The following is a 19,351-nucleotide window of genomic DNA, read 5'->3' on the forward strand; positions in this document are numbered from 1 at the left end:
CATTATGGGAGAATATAGACATCATCGTTCTGTGCGCGTCGGTGCGCTTCGCGGCACTGCCGCCCTGAACGAGCTCGTTTTATTTGATTGAGACAACTCTCTACGATGGCGCAATTCTACTCTGCAAAACGGCGTGTGACGACGCGCCAGATCATAACCGTTACAGTCAATGACCTCGATCCCTTTGGTCAGGGCGTTGCCCGCCACCAGGGGAAGGCGCTGTTCGTGAGCGGTGTGCTGCCGCAGGAGCAGGCCGAGGTGGTGCTGGTGGAAGACAAAAAACAGTACGCCCGCGCCCAGGTGAAACGCCGTCTAACCGACAGCCCGCAGCGCCAGGCGCCGCGCTGCCCGCATTTTGGCGTCTGCGGCGGCTGCCAACAGCAGCATGCCAGCGTCGCGCTTCAGCAGCAAAGTAAACGTGCCGCGCTGGCGCGGCTGATGAAGCGTGAGGTGGATGAGGTCATCGCCGGCATGCCGTGGGGCTACCGCCGTCGCGCGCGCTTAAGCTTGAATTATCAGCCAAAGACCCAACAATTGCAGATGGGTTTTCGCCAGGCCAACGCCAAAGCGATCGTCGATGTGGTGCAATGCCCTGTTTTGGTGCCCCAGCTTGAGGCATTGCTGCCCGCCGTGCGCGAGTGCTTAAGCGCGCTGAGCGCATTACGCCACCTCGGCCACGTCGAGCTGGTGCAGGCGGACAACGGCCCGCTGATGGTGCTGCGCCATACCGCCGCGCTGCCAGCGGGCGACAGGGAAAAACTGGAACGCTTTTCGCAAACTCACGGTCTTTCTCTGTACCTCGCGCCGCAAAGCGAGATACTGGAACATATTCATGGCGAAGCGCCATGGTACACCTCAGACGGACTACGCTTAGTGTTCAGTCCGCGGGATTTTATCCAGGTCAACGACGGCGTGAATCAGCAGATGGTGCGTACTGCGCTGGAATGGCTGGATCTGCGGCCGGAGGACCGGGTGCTGGATCTGTTCTGCGGGATGGGGAACTTTACCCTGCCGCTGGCGACGCGAGCCGCCCAGGTGGTGGCGGTGGAAGGGGTGCCCGCGCTGGTAGAAAAGGGGCGGGAAAACGCCGCCCTCAATGGTTTATCAAATGTCACTTTTTTCCATGAAAATCTGGAAGAGGATGTCACCCGTCAGGCCTGGGCGAAGCATGGCTTCGATAAAGTGCTGCTGGACCCGGCCCGCGCCGGCGCGCCGGGCGTGATGCCGCATATTATAAAACTGGCACCGCGGCGGGTGGTGTATGTTTCCTGCAACCCGGCGACGCTGGCGCGAGACAGCGAAACCCTGTTGCAGGCTGGATATCAGATTCAACGCCTGGCGATGCTGGATATGTTCCCGCATACCGGTCATCTGGAATCAATGGTGTTGTTTGAGCGCAGGCTTACATAAGGTCATTCACAACGTCGCAGAAGAGCCACCCTGGCCGTCAATGCTGACGCGACCTGCAGGATGACATGTAGAAAGTTGAGGCTTGCCGACTTCGGCAGGCCGGTCCCTTAAGGAGAGGACAATGGTTGCGGTAAGAAGTGCACATCTTAATAAAGCTGGTGAATTTGACCCGAAGAAATGGATCGCGAGTCTGGGGATTTCCAGCCAGCAGTCGTGTGAGCGCTTAGCCGAAACCTGGGATTATTGTCGCGAAAAAACGCAAGGACACCCGCAGGCAGACCTGCTGCTGTGGCGTGGCGTCGAAATGGTGGAGATTCTGTCCACCCTGAGTATGGATCTCGATACGCTGCGCGCGGCGCTGTTGTTCCCACTGGCGGACGGTGAAGTCGTTAGTGAAGAGGTCATGCAGGAGAGCGTGGGTAAATCGGTCGTGACCCTGATTCACGGGGTGCGGGACATGGCCGCTATCCGCCAGCTAAAAGCCACCCATAACGACTCGGTATCTTCCGAGCAGGTGGATAACATTCGCCGCATGCTGCTGGCGATGGTTGACGATTTCCGCTGCGTGGTCATCAAGCTTGCTGAGCGGATCGCGCATCTGCGCGAGGTCAAAGACGCGCCGGAAGATGAACGCGTGCTGGCGGCGAAAGAGTGCACCAATATCTATGCGCCGCTGGCGAACCGCTTAGGTATCGGCCAGCTGAAGTGGGAGCTGGAAGATTACTGCTTCCGTTATCTGCATCCGGCAGAATACAAGCGCATTGCTAAACTGCTCCACGAACGCCGTATCGACCGTGAGCATTACATCGACGAGTTCGTCGGTCACCTGCGCTCGGAGATGAAAGCCGAAGGCGTCAAGGCGGAAGTCTATGGCCGGCCGAAGCACATCTACAGCATCTGGCGCAAAATGCAGAAAAAACACCTCGCGTTTGACGAGCTGTTTGACGTTCGCGCGGTGCGCATCGTGGCCGAGCGTTTGCAGGATTGTTACGCCGCGCTGGGGATCGTCCATACCCACTATCGCCACCTGCCGGATGAATTCGATGACTACGTGGCCAACCCGAAACCCAACGGCTATCAGTCTATTCATACCGTGGTGCTGGGCCCGAGCGGCAAGACGGTGGAGATTCAAATTCGCACCCGGCAGATGCATGAAGATGCTGAGCTTGGCGTGGCTGCGCACTGGAAGTACAAAGAGGGGGCGGGAGCGGGCACCGGCGGTGGCCGTGGCTATGAGGACCGCATCGCCTGGCTGCGTAAGCTGATTGCCTGGCAGGAAGAGATGGCCGACTCTGGCGAAATGCTCGACGAAGTGCGCAGTCAGGTTTTCGACGATCGGGTGTATGTCTTTACACCGAAAGGCGACGTGGTGGACCTGCCAGCGGGGTCGACGCCGCTCGACTTTGCCTACCATATCCACAGCGACGTCGGCCATCGCTGCATCGGCGCCAAAATTGGCGGCCGTATCGTGCCGTTCACCTATCAGCTGCAGATGGGCGATCAGATTGAAATTATTACCCAGAAGCAGCCGAACCCGAGCCGCGACTGGCTGAACCCTAACCTCGGCTACGTGACCACCAGTCGCGGACGCTCGAAGATCCACGCCTGGTTCCGTAAACAGGACCGCGACAAGAATATTCTCGCCGGTCGGCAGATCCTCGACGACGAGCTGGAGCATCTGGGCATCAGTCTTAAGGATGCGGAAAAACACCTGCTGCCGCGCTACAACTTCAACGAGCTCGATGAACTGCTGGCTGCCATTGGCGGCGGCGATATCCGTCTCAACCAGATGGTCAATTTCCTGCAGGCGCAGTTCAATAAACCGAGCGCCGCTGAGCAGGATGCGGCCGCGCTGAAGCAGCTGCAGCAGAAAACCTACGCCCCACAGAACCGCACCAAGGACAATGGCCGGGTGGTGGTGGAAGGGGTAGGCAACCTGATGCACCATATTGCCCGCTGCTGCCAGCCGATCCCGGGCGATGAGATCGTCGGCTTTATCACCCAGGGGCGCGGGATTTCCGTGCATCGCGCCGACTGCGATCAGCTGGCTGAACTGCAGTCGCATGCTCCGGAGCGCATCGTCGATGCGGTATGGGGTGAAAGCTACTCGGCGGGCTACTCGCTGGTGGTCAGGGTGGAGGCGAACGATCGCAGCGGTTTACTGCGCGATATCACCACCATCCTCGCCAATGAGAAGGTGAATGTGCTGGGTGTCGCCAGCCGCAGTGATACCCGTCAGCAGCTGGCAACCATCGATATGACCATTGAGATTTACAACCTGCAGGTGCTGGGCCGGGTGCTTGGTAAGCTCAACCAGGTGCCCGATGTCATTGACGCGCGCCGTCTGCACGGCGGTTAAGCCCTCTCCAGGCCAGGTCAATGAATGACCGCTGGGGCAATGGCTGCTGAAACTGCCGGCGTTGGCGGCCTCAAAATCGCTGAGACGTTCCCGGAAGGCAGGGGCAGCCCGCATGGATGCGGGCTGAGGGCCGTGTTTTGCAGGGACGCTGCCTCGGCCCGATCCGAAGCCTGCAGGGATAAGTCGAAGGCACCGCGCAGCGGCGATTTTGCTGGCCGGAGCCCGGGGGTACAGGGGGCGGCGGCGACTGGCCGCCTCCTGTGCGCTCCCTGTACCACAGGAGACATATGGCAGAACATTTACCGGGAGCGCAAAGTACGCTGGAGTCACACGTGAAAAACGCTTTTCCCGGGCTCAAAAGTTGCAAACCGATATCAATTTCTACCATTTTTTACATTTCCAGGATCCTCACATGACCCAAATCGACCGCCTGCTCGGCATTATGAAGCGCCTGCGCGACCCGGAAAACGGCTGCCCGTGGGATAAAGAGCAGACCTTTGCCACTATCGCCCCTTACACCCTTGAGGAGACCTACGAGGTCCTCGATGCTATCCAGCGGGAAGATTTTGACGACCTGCGCGGTGAGCTGGGCGATCTGCTGTTCCAGGTGGTGTTCTATGCGCAAATGGCGCAGGAAGAAGGACGCTTTAACTTTGACGATATCTGCGCTGCCATCAGCGATAAGCTGGAGCGTCGCCATCCCCATATTTTCGCTGATGCTACCGCAGGAAACAGCAGCGAAGTCCTGGCGCGCTGGGAGCAGATCAAAAGCGCGGAGCGGGCGGAAAAAGCCCAGCACTCGGCGCTGGACGATATTCCCCATAGCCTGCCGGCGCTAATGCGCGCGCACAAAATCCAGCGCCGCTGCTCGGCAGTGGGTTTCGACTGGACCTCGCTGGGACCGGTGCTCGACAAGGTGCATGAAGAAATTGATGAAGTGATGCATGAAGCGCAGCAGGCGGTGGTGGATGAAGCAAAACTGGAAGAGGAAGTGGGCGATCTGCTGTTCGCCACGGTGAATTTATCCCGTCATTTAGGAGTCAAAGCCGAGGCGGCGCTGCAGAAAGCAAACCGCAAATTTGAGCGTCGCTTCCGCGAGGTCGAGCGCATTGTCGCCGCCCGCGGCCTGGAAATGACCGGCATCGACCTCGATACCATGGAAGAAGTGTGGCAGGAAGTAAAACGCCAGGAAACTGATCTCTAACGAGTTTTCGTGATCAAGCGCGATTTGTGTGATTTTATAAATAACAAGCGCTTGATTTACGTCAAAAACATTTCGCCAAAAGCGTCTATTTTCTCTTTCCGTTATGTCGTTGAAACACCATGTAGCCTGCCTCTTCGAGTTGTTCGAGTCGCAACACAGGTGCAACTTGAAGAACGAAGGGGAGGGGAAGAATGAAAGTTTGTGGCGTCACGCATGTTCGGGTATACTACTTTCCCGTCCTGGTTATTCCATCGTTTTACCCTAACTTCTCAGGTTCAGCATGACAACGAACTATATTTTTGTGACCGGCGGGGTCGTATCCTCTCTGGGTAAAGGCATTGCCGCAGCCTCCCTGGCAGCCATTCTTGAAGCCCGTGGTCTCAACGTGACCATCATGAAACTGGATCCGTATATCAACGTCGATCCGGGCACCATGAGCCCAATCCAGCATGGGGAAGTGTTCGTTACTGAAGACGGCGCAGAAACCGATCTGGACCTGGGCCACTATGAGCGTTTCATCCGTACCAAGATGACGCGTCGCAACAACTTCACCACCGGCCGTATCTACTCCGACGTACTGCGCAAAGAGCGCCGTGGCGACTATCTGGGTGCCACCGTTCAGGTTATTCCGCACATCACCAACGCTATCAAAGAGCGCGTACTGGCGGGCGGCGAAGGCCATGACGTCGTACTGGTGGAAATCGGCGGTACCGTAGGCGATATCGAATCCCTGCCGTTCCTCGAAGCCATTCGTCAGATGGCGGTAGAGATCGGCCGCGAGCATACCCTGTTTATGCACTTGACCCTGGTGCCGTACATGGCCGCTGCGGGCGAAGTCAAAACCAAGCCGACCCAGCACTCCGTGAAAGAGCTGCTCTCCATCGGTATCCAGCCAGATATCCTGATCTGCCGCTCAGACCGCGCGGTTCCGGCCAACGAACGAGCCAAAATTGCTTTGTTCTGTAACGTTCCGGAAAAGGCTGTGATTTCTCTGAAAGACGTCGATTCCATTTATAAAATTCCGGGCCTGTTGAAATCTCAGGGGCTGGACGATTATATTTGTAAACGATTCAGCTTAACTTGTCCGGAAGCAAACCTGGCCGAATGGGAACAGGTAATCTATGAAGAAGCCAATCCGGCAGGCGAAGTCACCATTGGTATGGTCGGTAAGTACATTGAACTGCCGGATGCCTACAAGTCGGTGATTGAAGCGCTGAAACACGGTGGTCTGAAAAACCGCGTGACCGTCAACATCAAGCTGATCGATTCGCAGGATGTGGAAACGCGCGGCGTCGAAATCCTCAAGGATTTAGATGCTATCCTTATCCCGGGCGGCTTCGGCTACCGCGGTGTGGAAGGTAAGATCGCCACCGCGCGCTATGCGCGTGAGAACAATATTCCTTATCTGGGCATCTGCCTGGGTATGCAGGTTGCGCTGATTGAGTTCGCGCGCAACGTAGCGGGTATGGAAAACGCCAACTCGACGGAATTTGTGCCAGACTGTAAATACCCGGTTGTGGCCCTGATTACCGAATGGCGTGACGAAGATGGCAACGTTGAAGTCCGCTCCGAGAAGAGCGATCTGGGCGGCACCATGCGCCTGGGCGCACAGCAGTGCCAGCTGGATGATGAATCTCTGGTGCGCCAGCTGTACGGCGAGCCGACCATCACCGAGCGCCATCGTCACCGCTACGAAGTCAACAACATGTTGTTGAAACCGATTGAAGCTGCTGGTCTGCGCGTTGCGGGCCGTTCCGGGGATGATCAGTTGGTCGAGATCATCGAAGTGCCGAACCATCCGTGGTTTGTTGCCTGCCAGTTCCACCCGGAGTTTACTTCGACGCCGCGTGATGGGCACCCGCTGTTTGCTGGCTTTGTGAAAGCCGCGAGCGAGTACCAGAAGCGTCAGGCGAAGTAAAAGAGTTAGAACGGCAATGCACCCAACTGGGTGCATTGTTTGTCTGGAGTTTTAGTTTAACTTGTACTGAGGAAAACCTAATGTCCAAAATCGTTAAAGTCATCGGTCGTGAAATCATCGACTCCCGTGGTAACCCGACTGTTGAAGCCGAAGTACACCTGGAAGGTGGTTTCGTCGGTATGGCAGCTGCTCCGTCAGGTGCTTCTACTGGTTCCCGCGAAGCGCTGGAACTGCGCGATGGCGACAAATCCCGTTTCCTGGGTAAAGGCGTAACCAAAGCTGTTGCTGCGGTAAACGGCCCGATCGCTCAGGCAATCCTGGGCAAAGATGCTAAAGATCAGGCTGGCATCGACAAGATCATGATCGACCTGGACGGTACTGAAAACAAATCTAACTTCGGTGCGAACGCTATCCTGGCTGTTTCTCTGGCAAACGCCAAAGCAGCTGCAGCGTCCAAAGGCCTGCCGCTGTACGCGCACATCGCGGAACTGAACGGCACTCCGGGCAAATACTCCATGCCGGTTCCGATGATGAACATCATCAACGGTGGTGAGCACGCTGACAACAACGTCGACATCCAGGAATTCATGATTCAGCCGGTTGGCGCGCCGACCCTGAAAGAAGCCGTACGCATGGGTTCTGAAGTGTTCCATCACCTGGCGAAAGTGCTGAAGTCCAAAGGCATGAACACTGCCGTTGGTGACGAAGGCGGCTACGCGCCGAACCTGGGTTCTAACGCCGAAGCACTGGCTGTTATCGCTGAAGCGGTTAAAGCTGCTGGCTACGAGCTGGGCAAAGACATCACCCTGGCGATGGACTGCGCAGCATCTGAATTCTACAAAGACGGTAAATACGTTCTGGCTGGCGAAGGCAACAAAGCGTTCACCTCTGAAGAGTTCACTCACTTCCTGGAAGACCTGACCAAACAGTACCCGATCGTCTCCATCGAAGATGGCCTGGACGAATCTGACTGGGACGGTTTCGCATACCAGACCAAAGTACTGGGCGACAAAATCCAGCTGGTTGGTGACGACCTGTTCGTAACCAACACCAAGATCCTGAAAGAAGGCATCGAAAAAGGCATCGCTAACTCCATCCTGATCAAATTCAACCAGATCGGTTCTCTGACCGAAACTCTGGCTGCCATCAAGATGGCGAAAGACGCTGGCTACACCGCTGTCATCTCTCACCGTTCTGGCGAAACTGAAGACGCGACCATCGCTGACCTGGCTGTCGGTACCGCTGCAGGCCAGATCAAAACCGGTTCTATGAGCCGTTCTGACCGCGTTGCTAAATACAACCAGCTGATTCGTATCGAAGAAGCGCTGGGTGAGCAAGCGCCGTTCAACGGTCGTAAAGAGATCAAAGGCCAGGCATAATCCTGTCTTTGTGAAATAATAATGCCAGCCTCAGGGCTGGCATTTTTTTTACCTCGTCGGCGATTATTTAAAATCGACGGCCATTTGCTGGGGGATCGACAGCCCGCGAGTGGTCTCCACGCAGCGGTCGATGTAATCCGTAAAACGCGGTGGTTTTGGCATTCCCATGCTCAACAGCTTGTCGTTACTAAAGCGCACATTCAACGTAGCGAACGCGCCATATAAGCGCATGGCTTTCAGCATCAGACGTTCATTGCATGGCCCAAATATCCCTTTCAGTTCACGACGCATTTTGACCAGCGTGTCATAGCTGACCTGGGCGTACTTATCCCCCACCGGGGCCTGTTCGAGGGCCTGAGCCATCGCCCGGTCGATTTCGGCAAACTTCACGCTATTCTCCTCCCCGGCAGAGATGTGCACCACTTCGCCGTGAGCCAGCGGCTGGTTAAGCAGCATCAGCAGGGCATCAGCGCAGTAGTCCACCGGGATGACATCGATTCGGTCCTCCATGGAACATAAAAATTTCTGCAGCATCAGCCCCATGCTGAACACCCAGAAAATACTGCTGGAAGGCCGGCAGCCGTGATGGGTATGACCCACCACGATAGAAGGGCGGGCAATGACCAGCGGCAGTGTAGGGCAATGCTGCTGCATCAACTGCTCGATGGTTGATTTCGAGTGGGTGTATTCCACCAGGTGCTCAGCGCGTTCCCGAAACTCCGCGCTTTCGGCGACCAGTGAATCCGGCTCAGGCGAACATGACATCGCTGTGCCGACGTGCAGAAAACGCTGCAGACCCTCAACCTGCGCCATCCGTTGCGCCAGGCGCAGCGTACCCTCAACGTTAACCTTCCAGATGAGCGGGTTGCTGCCAAACGAGGCGACAGCGGCGCAGTTGAGGACATGCGTCACCTGATCGAGGCGCGGATCGTTAAGAAAATGCTCCGGAGAAGCGAGATCGCCCAGCAGGATATGCTGCGGGTGAAGCATCGCCAGCTTCTCCTCGGCGATGTTGAACTTACGCATGTTCTCTTTGACTCGTTCGAGGCCTGCCTCGGGGCTATCAGCACGCACGAGCAGTAGCAGATCTAACCGGGTTTCCTGATGGAGTATTTTCTCTAACGCGGCACCGCCCAGAAACCCCGTAACGCCGGTAATTAATAATGTGGTCATAAACGCTATCTCATTATGGTTGGTCTGCGGGATTCTAGGCGGGCAAAAGTAAACGACGATTAAATAAAGAAGGGGCCCGATCAGGGATTTATTAAGACCAGTTTAAGGTTATTATTACCGGCGGATTGAATTGGACTCGCAGATCGGCCAGATAATTCACTCTTTCATGTATCAGTTTGTACATCACTGTATTTTAAGGTTTTTTATTTTGCTGTCTGGACCTTTTATTTTATCCTGAATGACAGGAATAACATTTTCTGTTACACATTTTCAGTCCACGTGTCAGAATATTAATTATTTTAATTCTTATCATGCTAATAAATTAAGCCAAAAGAAAAGATTGTTTCTTTAATCAATAATATTATTCCCGACACGGATATTGACGAAGGGGTAAAAAAGGGATCGCAGCGCAGGACAAGACCTGTGCGCTGAAATCTGCGATAATGGACGTTTATGACCCTAAACAGAGATGACTATGCAGTACCCGATTAACGAGATGTTCCAGACCCTGCAAGGCGAGGGTTACTTCACCGGCGTGCCTGCCATTTTTATTCGTCTGCAGGGATGCCCGGTAGGATGCGCGTGGTGCGACACTAAGCATACCTGGGACAAGCTGGCCGATCGGGAAGTGTCGTTGTTCAGCATCCTGGCGAAAACCAAAGAGAGCGATAAGTGGGGGCCGGCAAGCAGCGAGGATCTGCTGGCGATTATTGGGCGCCAGGGGTGGACTGCCCGCCACGTGGTCATTACCGGCGGTGAACCCTGCATTCATGATTTAACGCCGTTAACCTCGCTTCTGGAACAAAACGGCTTTAGCTGTCAGATTGAAACCAGCGGCACCCATGAAGTGCGCTGCAGCCACAACACCTGGGTGACGGTATCCCCGAAGGTTAATATGCGTGGCGGGTATGATGTGCTGTCGCAGGCTCTGCAGCGGGCGGATGAGATCAAGCATCCGGTAGGGCGCGTCCGCGACATCGAAGCGCTGGACGAACTGCTGGAAACGCTGAGCGATGACAAACCGCGGATCATCGCCCTGCAGCCGATCAGTCAGAAAGAAGACGCGACGCGCCTGTGTATCGACACCTGCATCGCCCGTAACTGGCGCCTGTCCATGCAGACGCACAAATATTTGAATATTGCCTGATAAAAAAAAGCCCGGCAGCGTACTGACCGGGCTTTTTTTTCGCTTACTCGCCGCGATAGATGCAGCCAGCGGTGCAGGTCTCTTTGACCATCACGGCGCTCAGCAGCGGTACCCGCGGTTTCATCTCATCCCAGATCCATTTCGCCAGCACTTCGCTGGTGGGGTTTTCCAGACCGGGGATATCGTTCAGATAATAGTGGTCCAGGCGATCGTATGTCGGCTTGAAGGCGGCCTTCAGCTCGGCAAAATCCATGATCCACCCGGTATGGGGATCGACTTCACCGGTGATCTCCAGACGCACCATAAAGGAGTGGCCATGCAGGCGACCGCATTTGTGTCCTTCCGGGACGTGCGGCAGGTGGTGGGCGGCTTCGAAGGTGAAATCTTTAAACAGCGTGGTGGACATCATTGACTCTCAACAGGACGAAAAAAACCGCCGTAGGGTACCGGAAAGCACATTTTTTCGCATTAACTAAAACGGCCCTGAACAGAAAATGGACACATTTATCTGGGTTATCTGAATTAAATATTTATATTTCATGTGGTTATTTAATCGATTTTGTTGTTAATAACTACAACTAAAACAGGTTAGTCCATTTGGTTATTTATTATTTCCATCCCTTCTTTAATTGTTACTATCAGCACCGTTACCCTTCTATTCTCTTCTGTTTTTGTCGCGCTGACAGGGCGCGAACAACAGCTTTGCTTACTGGAACAAACGACGCATGACGACACAGGCCACACCTTCCAACTTGCTGCCGCTCAACCCGGAGCAACTGGCGCGCCTTCAGGCGGCCACCACTGACTTCACGCCCACTCAGCTTGCCTGGGTGTCTGGCTATTTCTGGGGCGTGCTGAATCAGCAGTCCGGCGCGGCTGTGGCCGTTCCTGCCCAGGCCGCTGAGGTGCCCTCGATCACGCTGATTTCCGCCTCGCAAACCGGCAATGCCCGCCGCGTCGCCGAAGCGCTGCGCGACGATCTGCTGGCAGCGAAGCTGAACGTGAAGCTGGTGAATGCAGGCGATTATAAATTCAAACAAATTGCTGCGGAAAAACTGCTGGTGGTCGTGACGTCCACCCAGGGGGAAGGTGAGCCGCCGGAAGAAGCGGTCGCATTGCATAAGTTCCTGTTCTCGAAAAAAGCGCCGAAGCTGGACGGGAGCGCGTTCGCTGTCTTTGGCCTCGGCGATACTTCTTATGAATTCTTCTGCCAGTCTGGCAAAGATTTCGACAGCAAGCTGGCCGAGCTCGGCGCGGAACGCCTGCTCGATCGCGTCGATGCCGACGTCGAATATCAGACCGCGGCTGCGGAATGGCGCGCGCGCGTCGTTGAGGTGCTGAAAGCCCGTGCGCCAGTTGCCGCGCCCGCCCAGCTGGCCACCAGCGGCGCGGTGAACGACATCCATACCAGCCCGTACACCAAAGAGGCTCCGCTGTCGGCGACCTTGTCGGTCAACCAGAAAATCACTGGCCGCGATTCCGAAAAAGATGTGCGCCATATCGAAATTGACCTCGGTGATTCCGGTCTGCGCTATCAGCCGGGCGACGCGCTGGGCGTCTGGTATCAAAACGATCCTCAACTGGTCAAAGAGCTGGTGGAGCTGCTGTGGCTGAAAGGTGACGAGCCGGTAACCGTTGATGGCAAAACTCTGCCGCTGGCGGAAGCGCTGGAGTGGCATTTTGAGCTGACGGTTAACACCGCGACTATCGTCGAAAACTACGCCACCCTGACCCGCAGCGAATCGCTGCTGCCGCTGGTGGGCGATAAAGCTCAGCTGCAGCAGTATGCTGCTGCGACGCCGATCATCGATATGGTCCGTTTCTCGCCGGCACAGCTGGACGCCGAGGCGTTAATCGGTCTGCTGCGTCCGCTGACGCCGCGCCTGTACTCCATTGCCTCCTCACAGGCGGAAGTGGAGAGCGAAGTGCATGTCACCGTGGGCGTGGTGCGCTATGAAATAGAAGGCCGCGCCCGGGCTGGCGGTGCCTCCAGCTTCCTCGCCGACCGTGTGGAAGAAGATGGCGAAGTCCGCGTCTTTATTGAACACAATGACAACTTCCGTCTGCCGGCTAACCCGGAGACGCCGGTGATCATGATTGGCCCGGGCACCGGCATTGCGCCGTTCCGCGCCTTTATGCAGCAGCGCGCAGCGGACGGGGCGCAAGGCAAGAACTGGTTGTTCTTCGGCAACCCGCACTTCACTGAAGATTTCCTCTATCAGGTAGAGTGGCAGAGCTATGTGAAGGAAGGTCTGCTGACCCGTATTGACCTGGCCTGGTCCCGCGATCAACAACAAAAAGTCTATGTACAGGACAAACTGCGCGAGCAGGGGGCCGAGCTCTGGCGCTGGATTAATGATGGCGCCCACATTTATGTCTGCGGCGACGCCAATCGTATGGCGAAAGACGTGGAGCATACGTTATTGGAAGTGATTGCCGAATACGGCGCGATGGACGCCGAAGCGGCGGACGAATTTTTAAGTGAGCTGCGCGTTGAGCGCCGTTATCAGCGAGATGTCTACTAATGAGCGAAAAACATCCGGGGCCTTTAGTGGTCGAAGGTAAACTGACCGATGCCGAGCGCATGAAGCTTGAGAGCAACTACCTGCGCGGCACCATTGCGGAAGATTTAAACGACGGTCTGACCGGCGGTTTTAAAGGCGATAACTTCCTGCTGATCCGTTTCCACGGCATGTACCAGCAGGACGATCGCGATATCCGCGCGGAACGCGCCGCCCAGAAGCTGGAGCCGCGCCATGCGATGCTGCTGCGCTGCCGTCTGCCGGGCGGGGTGATCACCACCACCCAGTGGAAGGCGATCGATAAGTTTGCCGCGGACAACACCATTTACGGCAGTATTCGTCTGACCAACCGGCAGACGTTCCAGTTCCACGGCATTCTGAAAAAGAACGTCAAGCCGGTGCATCAGATGCTGCACTCGGTGGGGCTGGATGCGCTGGCCACCGCCAACGATATGAACCGTAATGTGCTGTGCACCTCCAACCCGTACGAGTCGCAGCTGCACGCTGAGGCCTACGAGTGGGCGAAAAAGATCTCCGAGCATCTGCTGCCGCGTACCCGCGCTTATGCCGAGATCTGGCTGGATCAGAAAAAGGTCGCCACTACTGACGAAGAGCCGATCCTCGGTCAGACCTATCTGCCGCGTAAGTTTAAAACCACGGTGGTGATCCCGCCGCAGAACGATATCGATCTGCACGCTAACGACATGAACTTCGTGGCGATTGCCGAAAATGGCAAGCTGGTAGGCTTTAACCTGCTGGTGGGCGGCGGTCTCTCTATCGAACACGGCAACAAGAAAACCTACGCCCGCACGGCGAGCGAATTCGGTTATCTGCCGCTGGAGCATACTCTGGCGGTGGCGGAAGCGGTCGTGACTACCCAGCGCGACTGGGGCAACCGTACCGACCGTAAGAATGCGAAAACCAAGTACACCCTTGAGCGCGTTGGCGTCGAAACCTTCAAGGCGGAAGTGGAGCGCCGGGCCGGCATTAAGTTTGAGCCGATCCGCCCGTATGAATTCACCGGCCGCGGCGACCGCATCGGCTGGGTGAAGGGGATTGATGACAAATGGCACCTGACGCTGTTTATTGAAAACGGCCGCATTCTCGATTATCCGGGTCGTCCGCTGAAGACTGGCCTGCTGGAGATTGCTAAGATCCATAAAGGCGAATTCCGCATCACTGCCAACCAGAACCTGATCGTTGCCAGCGTACCGGAAGATCAGAAGGCGCGGATCGAGAAGCTGGCGCGGGATCATGGTCTGATGAATGCCGTTACTCCGCAGCGCGAAAACTCGATGGCCTGCGTCTCCTTCCCGACCTGCCCGTTGGCAATGGCGGAAGCCGAACGTTTCCTGCCGTCGTTTATCGACAAGGTGGAAGGGGTGATGAACAAGCACGGCGTGAGCGATGAGCATATCGTCACCCGCGTCACCGGCTGCCCGAACGGCTGCGGCCGCGCGATGCTGGCGGAAGTGGGACTGGTGGGCAAAGCGCCGGGGCGCTACAACCTGCACCTTGGCGGTAACCGCAGCGGCACCCGCATCCCGCGGATGTACCGTGAGAATATTACCGAGTCGGAAATTCTCGACTCGCTAGACGAACTGGTAGGGCGCTGGGCGAAAGAGCGCGAAGCGGGTGAAGGCTTCGGCGACTTTACGGTGCGTGCGGGCATCATTCGCCCGGTGCTCGACCCAGCCCGCGATTTCTGGGAATAACATCCTGGTGCCCGGTGGCGCGTAGCGACCCGGGCCTGTAAAACCCGTAGGCCGGGCAAACGCAGTGCCGCCCGGTAAAACAGGCAAACGAGGTTTATATGTCCGTACTCGATCTAAACGCGCTTAATGCATTGCCGAAAGTGGACCGTATCCTGGCGCTGGCGGAGACCAATGCGAAGCTGGAGAAGCTCAGCGCCGAAGAACGCGTAGCGTGGGCGCTGGAAAATCTGCCTGGCGAGTATGCTTTATCTTCCAGCTTTGGCATTCAGGCGGCGGTGAGTCTGCACCTGGTGAATCAGCTGCGCCCGGATATTCCGGTGATCCTCACGGATACCGGCTATCTGTTTCCGGAAACCTATCAGTTTATCGATGAGTTAACCGACAAGCTCAAGCTGAACCTGAAGGTCTATCGGGCGCAGGAGAGCGCCGCCTGGCAGGAGGCGCGTTACGGTAAGCTGTGGGAGCAGGGCGTTGAGGGCATTGAGAAATACAATGAGATCAACAAAGTCGAGCCGATGAACCGGGCGCTGAAAGAGCTCAATACCCAGACCTGGTTCGCTGGTCTGCGCCGCGAGCAGTCCGGTAGCCGGGCGACCTTACCGGTGCTGGCTATCCAGCGCGGGGTGTTCAAGGTGCTGCCGATTATCGACTGGGATAACCGGACGGTGTATCAGTACCTGCAAAAGCACGGGCTGAAATACCACCCGCTGTGGGATCAGGGCTATCTGTCGGTAGGCGATACCCACACCACGCGCAAATGGGAGCCGGGCATGGCAGAAGAAGAGACCCGGTTCTTCGGGCTTAAACGCGAGTGCGGATTGCACGAGGGTTAAGCTGTTAGCGCTTTCTTTGGGTGATAATTCAAGAAGAACACGCGGGTGATACCGCGCGTTCTTTTGTGCGTATCAACTTTTCTTCTCCACCTTCGCCAGCTCTTTCACCAGCGGCAGCATCACTTTCACTACCTCGCGGCTGCGGCGTTCTATGCGTCCCGGCAGCGCGTGGTCGAGATACTGCTGATTATCAATCTGCACGCTATGCCAGCTGGTGCCGTCCGGGAAGGCGCGGGATTTCTGGCGCTGCTGATAGCCATCCTTTTTGCCGAGTGACCAGTTGGTTGCCTCGACCGACAGCACCGGGATCCCCGCGCTGTCGAAGACGCTGGCGTCGTTACAGCAGGCGGTGCCTTTTGGGTATGCTGGGTTCAGTCCTGGATTGGTCGCCGCGACAATCCCCTTGCTGCGGGCGATAGCCAGCGCACGGTCGCGGGTTAGCTTACGCACCGAGGCCGGCGTGCGGCGGCCACTGTTGAAGTAAAGCTTATCGCCCACCACCAGATTATCGAGGTTGATCACCAGCAGGGTATTTTTCTTTTCCGCCTCACTCATGCGCTGCAGCAGATTTTGCGCCCCGAGACGACCTTCCTCTTCACCGCTGGTGGCGATAAAGCGAATGCCATAGCGGGTGGGGATATTCTTTAAATGATCCGCCAGCTCCAGCATCACGCCGAGCCCCATCGCGTTGTCGTCGATGCCCTGCAGCGTCAGGCCGCCAAGGTTGTTCTCCACGTCTTTATCGCTCTGCGGCGCGTAGGTATCGAGGTGCGCCATAATAATGATTTGCTGGCGGGACTGGCCTTCATGGGCGGCGATCACCGTACTGCCGGTGGCGTTATGCCAGTTCTTACGCTGATTGTTATCGGTATAGATGTAGCGGGTATTGAAGCTGCGCACGTCGCTCTGATACCCCATCCGGGCGAACTGCTGGCGGAGGTACTCGGCTGACAACATCTCGGCTGGTGTTCCGGTCATTCGTCCCGGGAAGACGGTGGCGATATGACGGGCCTGGCTACTGGCGGCGTCGCCCAGCGCGCTGAAAGCGGGGGCGGCGGCGAAAACAAAACCGGTGCCGAGCGCCAGAGGAAGCAGACGGCGGCACAACGCGGAAAACATAAGGGGTCCTTACACGAACAAGACAATTTGACGCGTACAGTATGAAACTGTGACCGCGGTTAAACAATTTCAATTGCTCTTAAATAGCGGAAAAATAGCGCGTTAAGCACTTTTTGATATTTGTATTTCCACAGCGTTATTCCTTTGCGTCACAACTCATTCCATTTCGTAATTTCATTTGCTCTCAGGCGCACCCTATAGTCGCAGTATCGCTGATTGTAAGAGAGTTGTTGCGCCGTGGATTACTTGCCCCTTTTTGCCGAACTGAAACAAAGGCCCGTGCTGGTGATCGGCGGCGATGAGATTGCTGAACGCAAGATTAAATTCCTGCTGCGCGCTCAGGCGCAGGTGCAGGTGGTCGCCGGGACGCTCTCTCCGGCGCTGGCCGATCTGGCGGCGCGCCAGGCGCTTAGCTGGCGGGCGACGGAATTTAGCGAGTCGCTGGTGGATGATGTCTTTCTGGTGATTGCGGCCACGGAGGATGAGGCGCTTAATCAGCGGGTGTTTGCGGCGGCTAACGCGCGCTACCGGCTGGTCAACGTGGTGGATAACCAGGCGCTGTGCTCGTTTGTCTTCCCTTCTATCGTCGACCGTTCGCCGCTGCTGGTGGCGATCTCCTCCAGCGGCAAAGCGCCGGTGCTGTCGCGTATTCTGCGCGAGAAAATTGAAGCGCTGCTGCCGACGAACCTCGGGCGGCTGGCGGAATCGGCGAGCTACTGGCGCAACCATCTGAAAACCCGTCTGACGACCACCGAAGCGCGTCGCCGCTTCTGGGAACGCGTCTTTACCGGCCGCTTTGCCAGCCTGATGGTGGCGGGCAATCATGCGGAGGCGGAAAAGGCGCTGCAGGATGAGCTGGATAAGCCCGAACGCGAGACGGGAGAAATTATTCTGGTGGGCGCCGGGCCGGGCGATGCCGGGCTGCTGACCCTTCGTGGTCTGCAGGCGATCCAGCAGGCGGACGTGGTTTTCCACGACCATCTGGTGACCCCGCCGGTTCTCGAGCTGGTGCGCCGTGATGCCGAGCTGATCTGTGTCGGCAAACGCGCCGGCGAGCACTCGGTGCCGCAGCATGAAACCAATCAGCTGCTGGTGGCGGCGGCGAAGGCGGGGAAAACCGTCGTGCGTCTGAAGGGCGGGGATCCGTTTATTTTTGGCCGCGGCGCAGAAGAGCTGCAGGCTGCCGCCGAAGCGGGGATCCCGTTCCAGGTGGTGCCTGGCGTCACTGCTGCTGCCGGGGCGACGGCCTACGCCGGTATTCCGCTGACCCATCGCGACTATGCGCAAAGCGCCGTCTTTGTCACCGGCCACTACAAGCCGGACAGCGCCCCCTTCGACTGGTCGCTGCTGGCGAAGAGCCAACAAACGCTGGCGATCTACATGGGCACCATGAAGGCGGCGGAAATCAGCGCCCAGTTGATCGCCCACGGTCGCGACAGCGCTACGCCGGTCGCGGTGATTTCCCGCGGTACCCGCGACGATCAGCAGACGATAACCGGCACATTGCAACAACTCGAACACCTGGCGAAAGACGCCCCGATGCCCGCCCTGCTGGTGGTCGGCGAAGTGGTGCAGCTGCATCAGCAGCTCGCCTGGTTTCAACATACATCATCCGCCGAAGGGTTTAACGCTTCGGTGGTCAATCTGGCTTAAGGAACGGTTATGGACCAAAAACGACTCACTCACCTGCGGCAACTGGAGGCGGAAAGCATCCATATTATTCGTGAGGTGGCCGCCGAATTTTCTAACCCGGTGATGATGTACTCCATCGGGAAAGATTCCAGCGTAATGCTGCATCTGGCGCGCAAAGCGTTTTATCCGGGAACCCTGCCGTTCCCGCTGCTGCACGTCGATACCGGCTGGAAATTCCGTGAGATGTATGAGTTCCGCGACCGTACCGCCAAAGCCTACGGCTGTGAGCTGCTGGTGCATAAAAACCCGGAAGGGGTGGCGATGGGCATCAACCCGTTTGTCCACGGCAGCGCTAAGCATACCGATATCATGAAAACGGAAGGCCTGAAGCAGGCGCTGAACAAATACGGCTTTGACGCCGCGTTCGGCGGCGCGCGTCGCGACGAAGAGAAATCCCGCGCGAAAGAGCGCATCTACTCCTTCCGCGACCGCTTCCACCGCTGGGACCCGAAAAATCAGCGTCCGGAGCTGTGGCACAACTACAACGGCCAGATTAACAAAGGCGAAAGCATCCGCGTCTTCCCGCTCTCCAACTGGACTGAGCTGGATATCTGGCAGTACATCTATCTGGAAAATATTGAAATCGTGCCGCTGTATCTGGCCGCTGAGCGCCCGGTGCTGGAGCGCGACGGTATGCTGATGATGATCGATGACGACCGTATCGATCTGCAGCCGGGCGAAGTGATTGAAAAACGGATGGTGCGTTTCCGTACCCTTGGCTGCTGGCCGCTGACCGGCGCAGTGGAGTCTGAAGCGCAGACGCTGCCGGAAATTATTGAAGAGATGCTGGTATCGACCACCAGCGAACGTCAGGGCCGCGTGATTGACCGCGACCAGGCCGGCTCGATGGAGCTGAAGAAACGTCAGGGGTATTTCTAAG

Annotated in this window: 14 protein-coding genes; 11 read left to right on the forward strand and 3 right to left on the reverse strand. The window is 56.9% G+C overall.

Annotation, left to right across the window (positions count from 1 at the left end; all coding sequences use genetic code 11):
* Positions 1 to 105 precede the first annotated feature (105 nt).
* From rlmD to eno, 5 genes are all read left to right on the forward strand, one after another.
* On the forward strand, positions 106 to 1,410 hold the full coding sequence (rlmD, locus tag AS136_RS02590) for a 23S rRNA (uracil(1939)-C(5))-methyltransferase RlmD (protein ID WP_023323197.1): 1,305 nt from the start codon (positions 106 to 108) through the stop codon (positions 1,408 to 1,410).
* Positions 1,411 to 1,531: 121 nt separating this feature from the next.
* Entirely contained in the window at positions 1,532 to 3,769 is a 2,238-nt protein-coding gene (gene relA / locus AS136_RS02595) for a GTP diphosphokinase (RefSeq protein ID WP_008806246.1), read from the forward strand.
* Between the two features lie 412 nt (positions 3,770 to 4,181).
* Positions 4,182 to 4,973, forward strand: a complete 792-nt coding sequence (gene mazG, locus AS136_RS02605; RefSeq protein WP_023323196.1) for a nucleoside triphosphate pyrophosphohydrolase — start codon at positions 4,182 to 4,184, stop codon at positions 4,971 to 4,973.
* 280 nt (positions 4,974 to 5,253) lie between these two features.
* Positions 5,254 to 6,891, forward strand: a complete 1,638-nt coding sequence (gene pyrG, locus AS136_RS02610; protein ID WP_008806244.1) for a glutamine hydrolyzing CTP synthase — start codon at positions 5,254 to 5,256, stop codon at positions 6,889 to 6,891.
* A gap of 80 nt (positions 6,892 to 6,971) precedes the next feature.
* On the forward strand, positions 6,972 to 8,270 hold the full coding sequence (eno, locus tag AS136_RS02615) for a phosphopyruvate hydratase (RefSeq protein ID WP_008806243.1): 1,299 nt from the start codon (positions 6,972 to 6,974) through the stop codon (positions 8,268 to 8,270).
* A 63-nt stretch (positions 8,271 to 8,333) separates the two neighbouring features.
* On the opposite strand, the gene AS136_RS02620 is transcribed toward eno, so the two are convergent.
* Positions 8,334 to 9,443: an SDR family oxidoreductase gene (locus AS136_RS02620; RefSeq protein WP_008806242.1), complete on the reverse strand. Its 1,110-nt coding sequence runs from the start codon at positions 9,441 to 9,443 to the stop codon at positions 8,334 to 8,336.
* Between the two features lie 475 nt (positions 9,444 to 9,918).
* Here AS136_RS02620 and queE point away from each other — a divergent pair, with 475 nt between their 5' ends.
* Entirely contained in the window at positions 9,919 to 10,590 is a 672-nt protein-coding gene (gene queE, locus AS136_RS02625; protein WP_008806241.1) for a 7-carboxy-7-deazaguanine synthase QueE, read from the forward strand.
* A 43-nt stretch (positions 10,591 to 10,633) separates the two neighbouring features.
* Here queE and queD read toward each other — a convergent pair whose 3' ends face one another.
* A complete protein-coding gene (queD, locus tag AS136_RS02630; protein ID WP_012967329.1) occupies positions 10,634 to 10,999 on the reverse strand; it encodes a 6-carboxytetrahydropterin synthase QueD in 366 nt (121 codons plus the stop codon).
* Between the two features lie 316 nt (positions 11,000 to 11,315).
* Between queD and cysJ the strand changes: the two genes are divergently transcribed.
* The 3 genes from cysJ to cysH all read left to right on the forward strand — a co-directional run bounded on the left by cysJ (position 11,316) and on the right by cysH (position 15,660).
* Entirely contained in the window at positions 11,316 to 13,115 is a 1,800-nt protein-coding gene (gene cysJ / locus AS136_RS02635; RefSeq protein WP_023323195.1) for an NADPH-dependent assimilatory sulfite reductase flavoprotein subunit, read from the forward strand.
* Positions 13,115 to 14,827, forward strand: coding sequence for an assimilatory sulfite reductase (NADPH) hemoprotein subunit (gene cysI / locus AS136_RS02640; protein WP_008806239.1), 1,713 nt, complete (start codon positions 13,115 to 13,117; stop codon positions 14,825 to 14,827). The genes cysJ and cysI overlap by 1 nt, the downstream gene beginning before the upstream one ends.
* A 98-nt stretch (positions 14,828 to 14,925) precedes the next feature.
* On the forward strand, positions 14,926 to 15,660 hold the full coding sequence (cysH, locus tag AS136_RS02645) for a phosphoadenosine phosphosulfate reductase (protein WP_023323193.1): 735 nt from the start codon (positions 14,926 to 14,928) through the stop codon (positions 15,658 to 15,660).
* Positions 15,661 to 15,732: 72 nt separating this feature from the next.
* Here cysH and AS136_RS02650 read toward each other — a convergent pair whose 3' ends face one another.
* Positions 15,733 to 16,779: an aminopeptidase gene (locus AS136_RS02650; RefSeq protein ID WP_063266659.1), complete on the reverse strand. Its 1,047-nt coding sequence runs from the start codon at positions 16,777 to 16,779 to the stop codon at positions 15,733 to 15,735.
* A gap of 246 nt (positions 16,780 to 17,025) precedes the next feature.
* On the opposite strand from AS136_RS02650, the gene cysG reads away from it, so the two are divergent.
* Together cysG and cysD are read left to right on the forward strand one after the other, a co-directional pair.
* Positions 17,026 to 18,432, forward strand: a complete 1,407-nt coding sequence (cysG, locus tag AS136_RS02655; RefSeq protein ID WP_162494494.1) for a siroheme synthase CysG — start codon at positions 17,026 to 17,028, stop codon at positions 18,430 to 18,432.
* Positions 18,433 to 18,441: 9 nt separating this feature from the next.
* Complete coding sequence (gene cysD / locus AS136_RS02660; RefSeq protein WP_002915160.1) at positions 18,442 to 19,350, forward strand: sulfate adenylyltransferase subunit CysD; 909 nt, start codon at positions 18,442 to 18,444, stop codon at positions 19,348 to 19,350.
* Position 19,351: the final 1 nt, after the last annotated feature.

The organism is Klebsiella sp. D5A, assembly GCF_001620885.1.
In the GTDB taxonomy this organism is placed as follows: Bacteria; Pseudomonadota; Gammaproteobacteria; order Enterobacterales; family Enterobacteriaceae; genus Klebsiella; species Klebsiella variicola.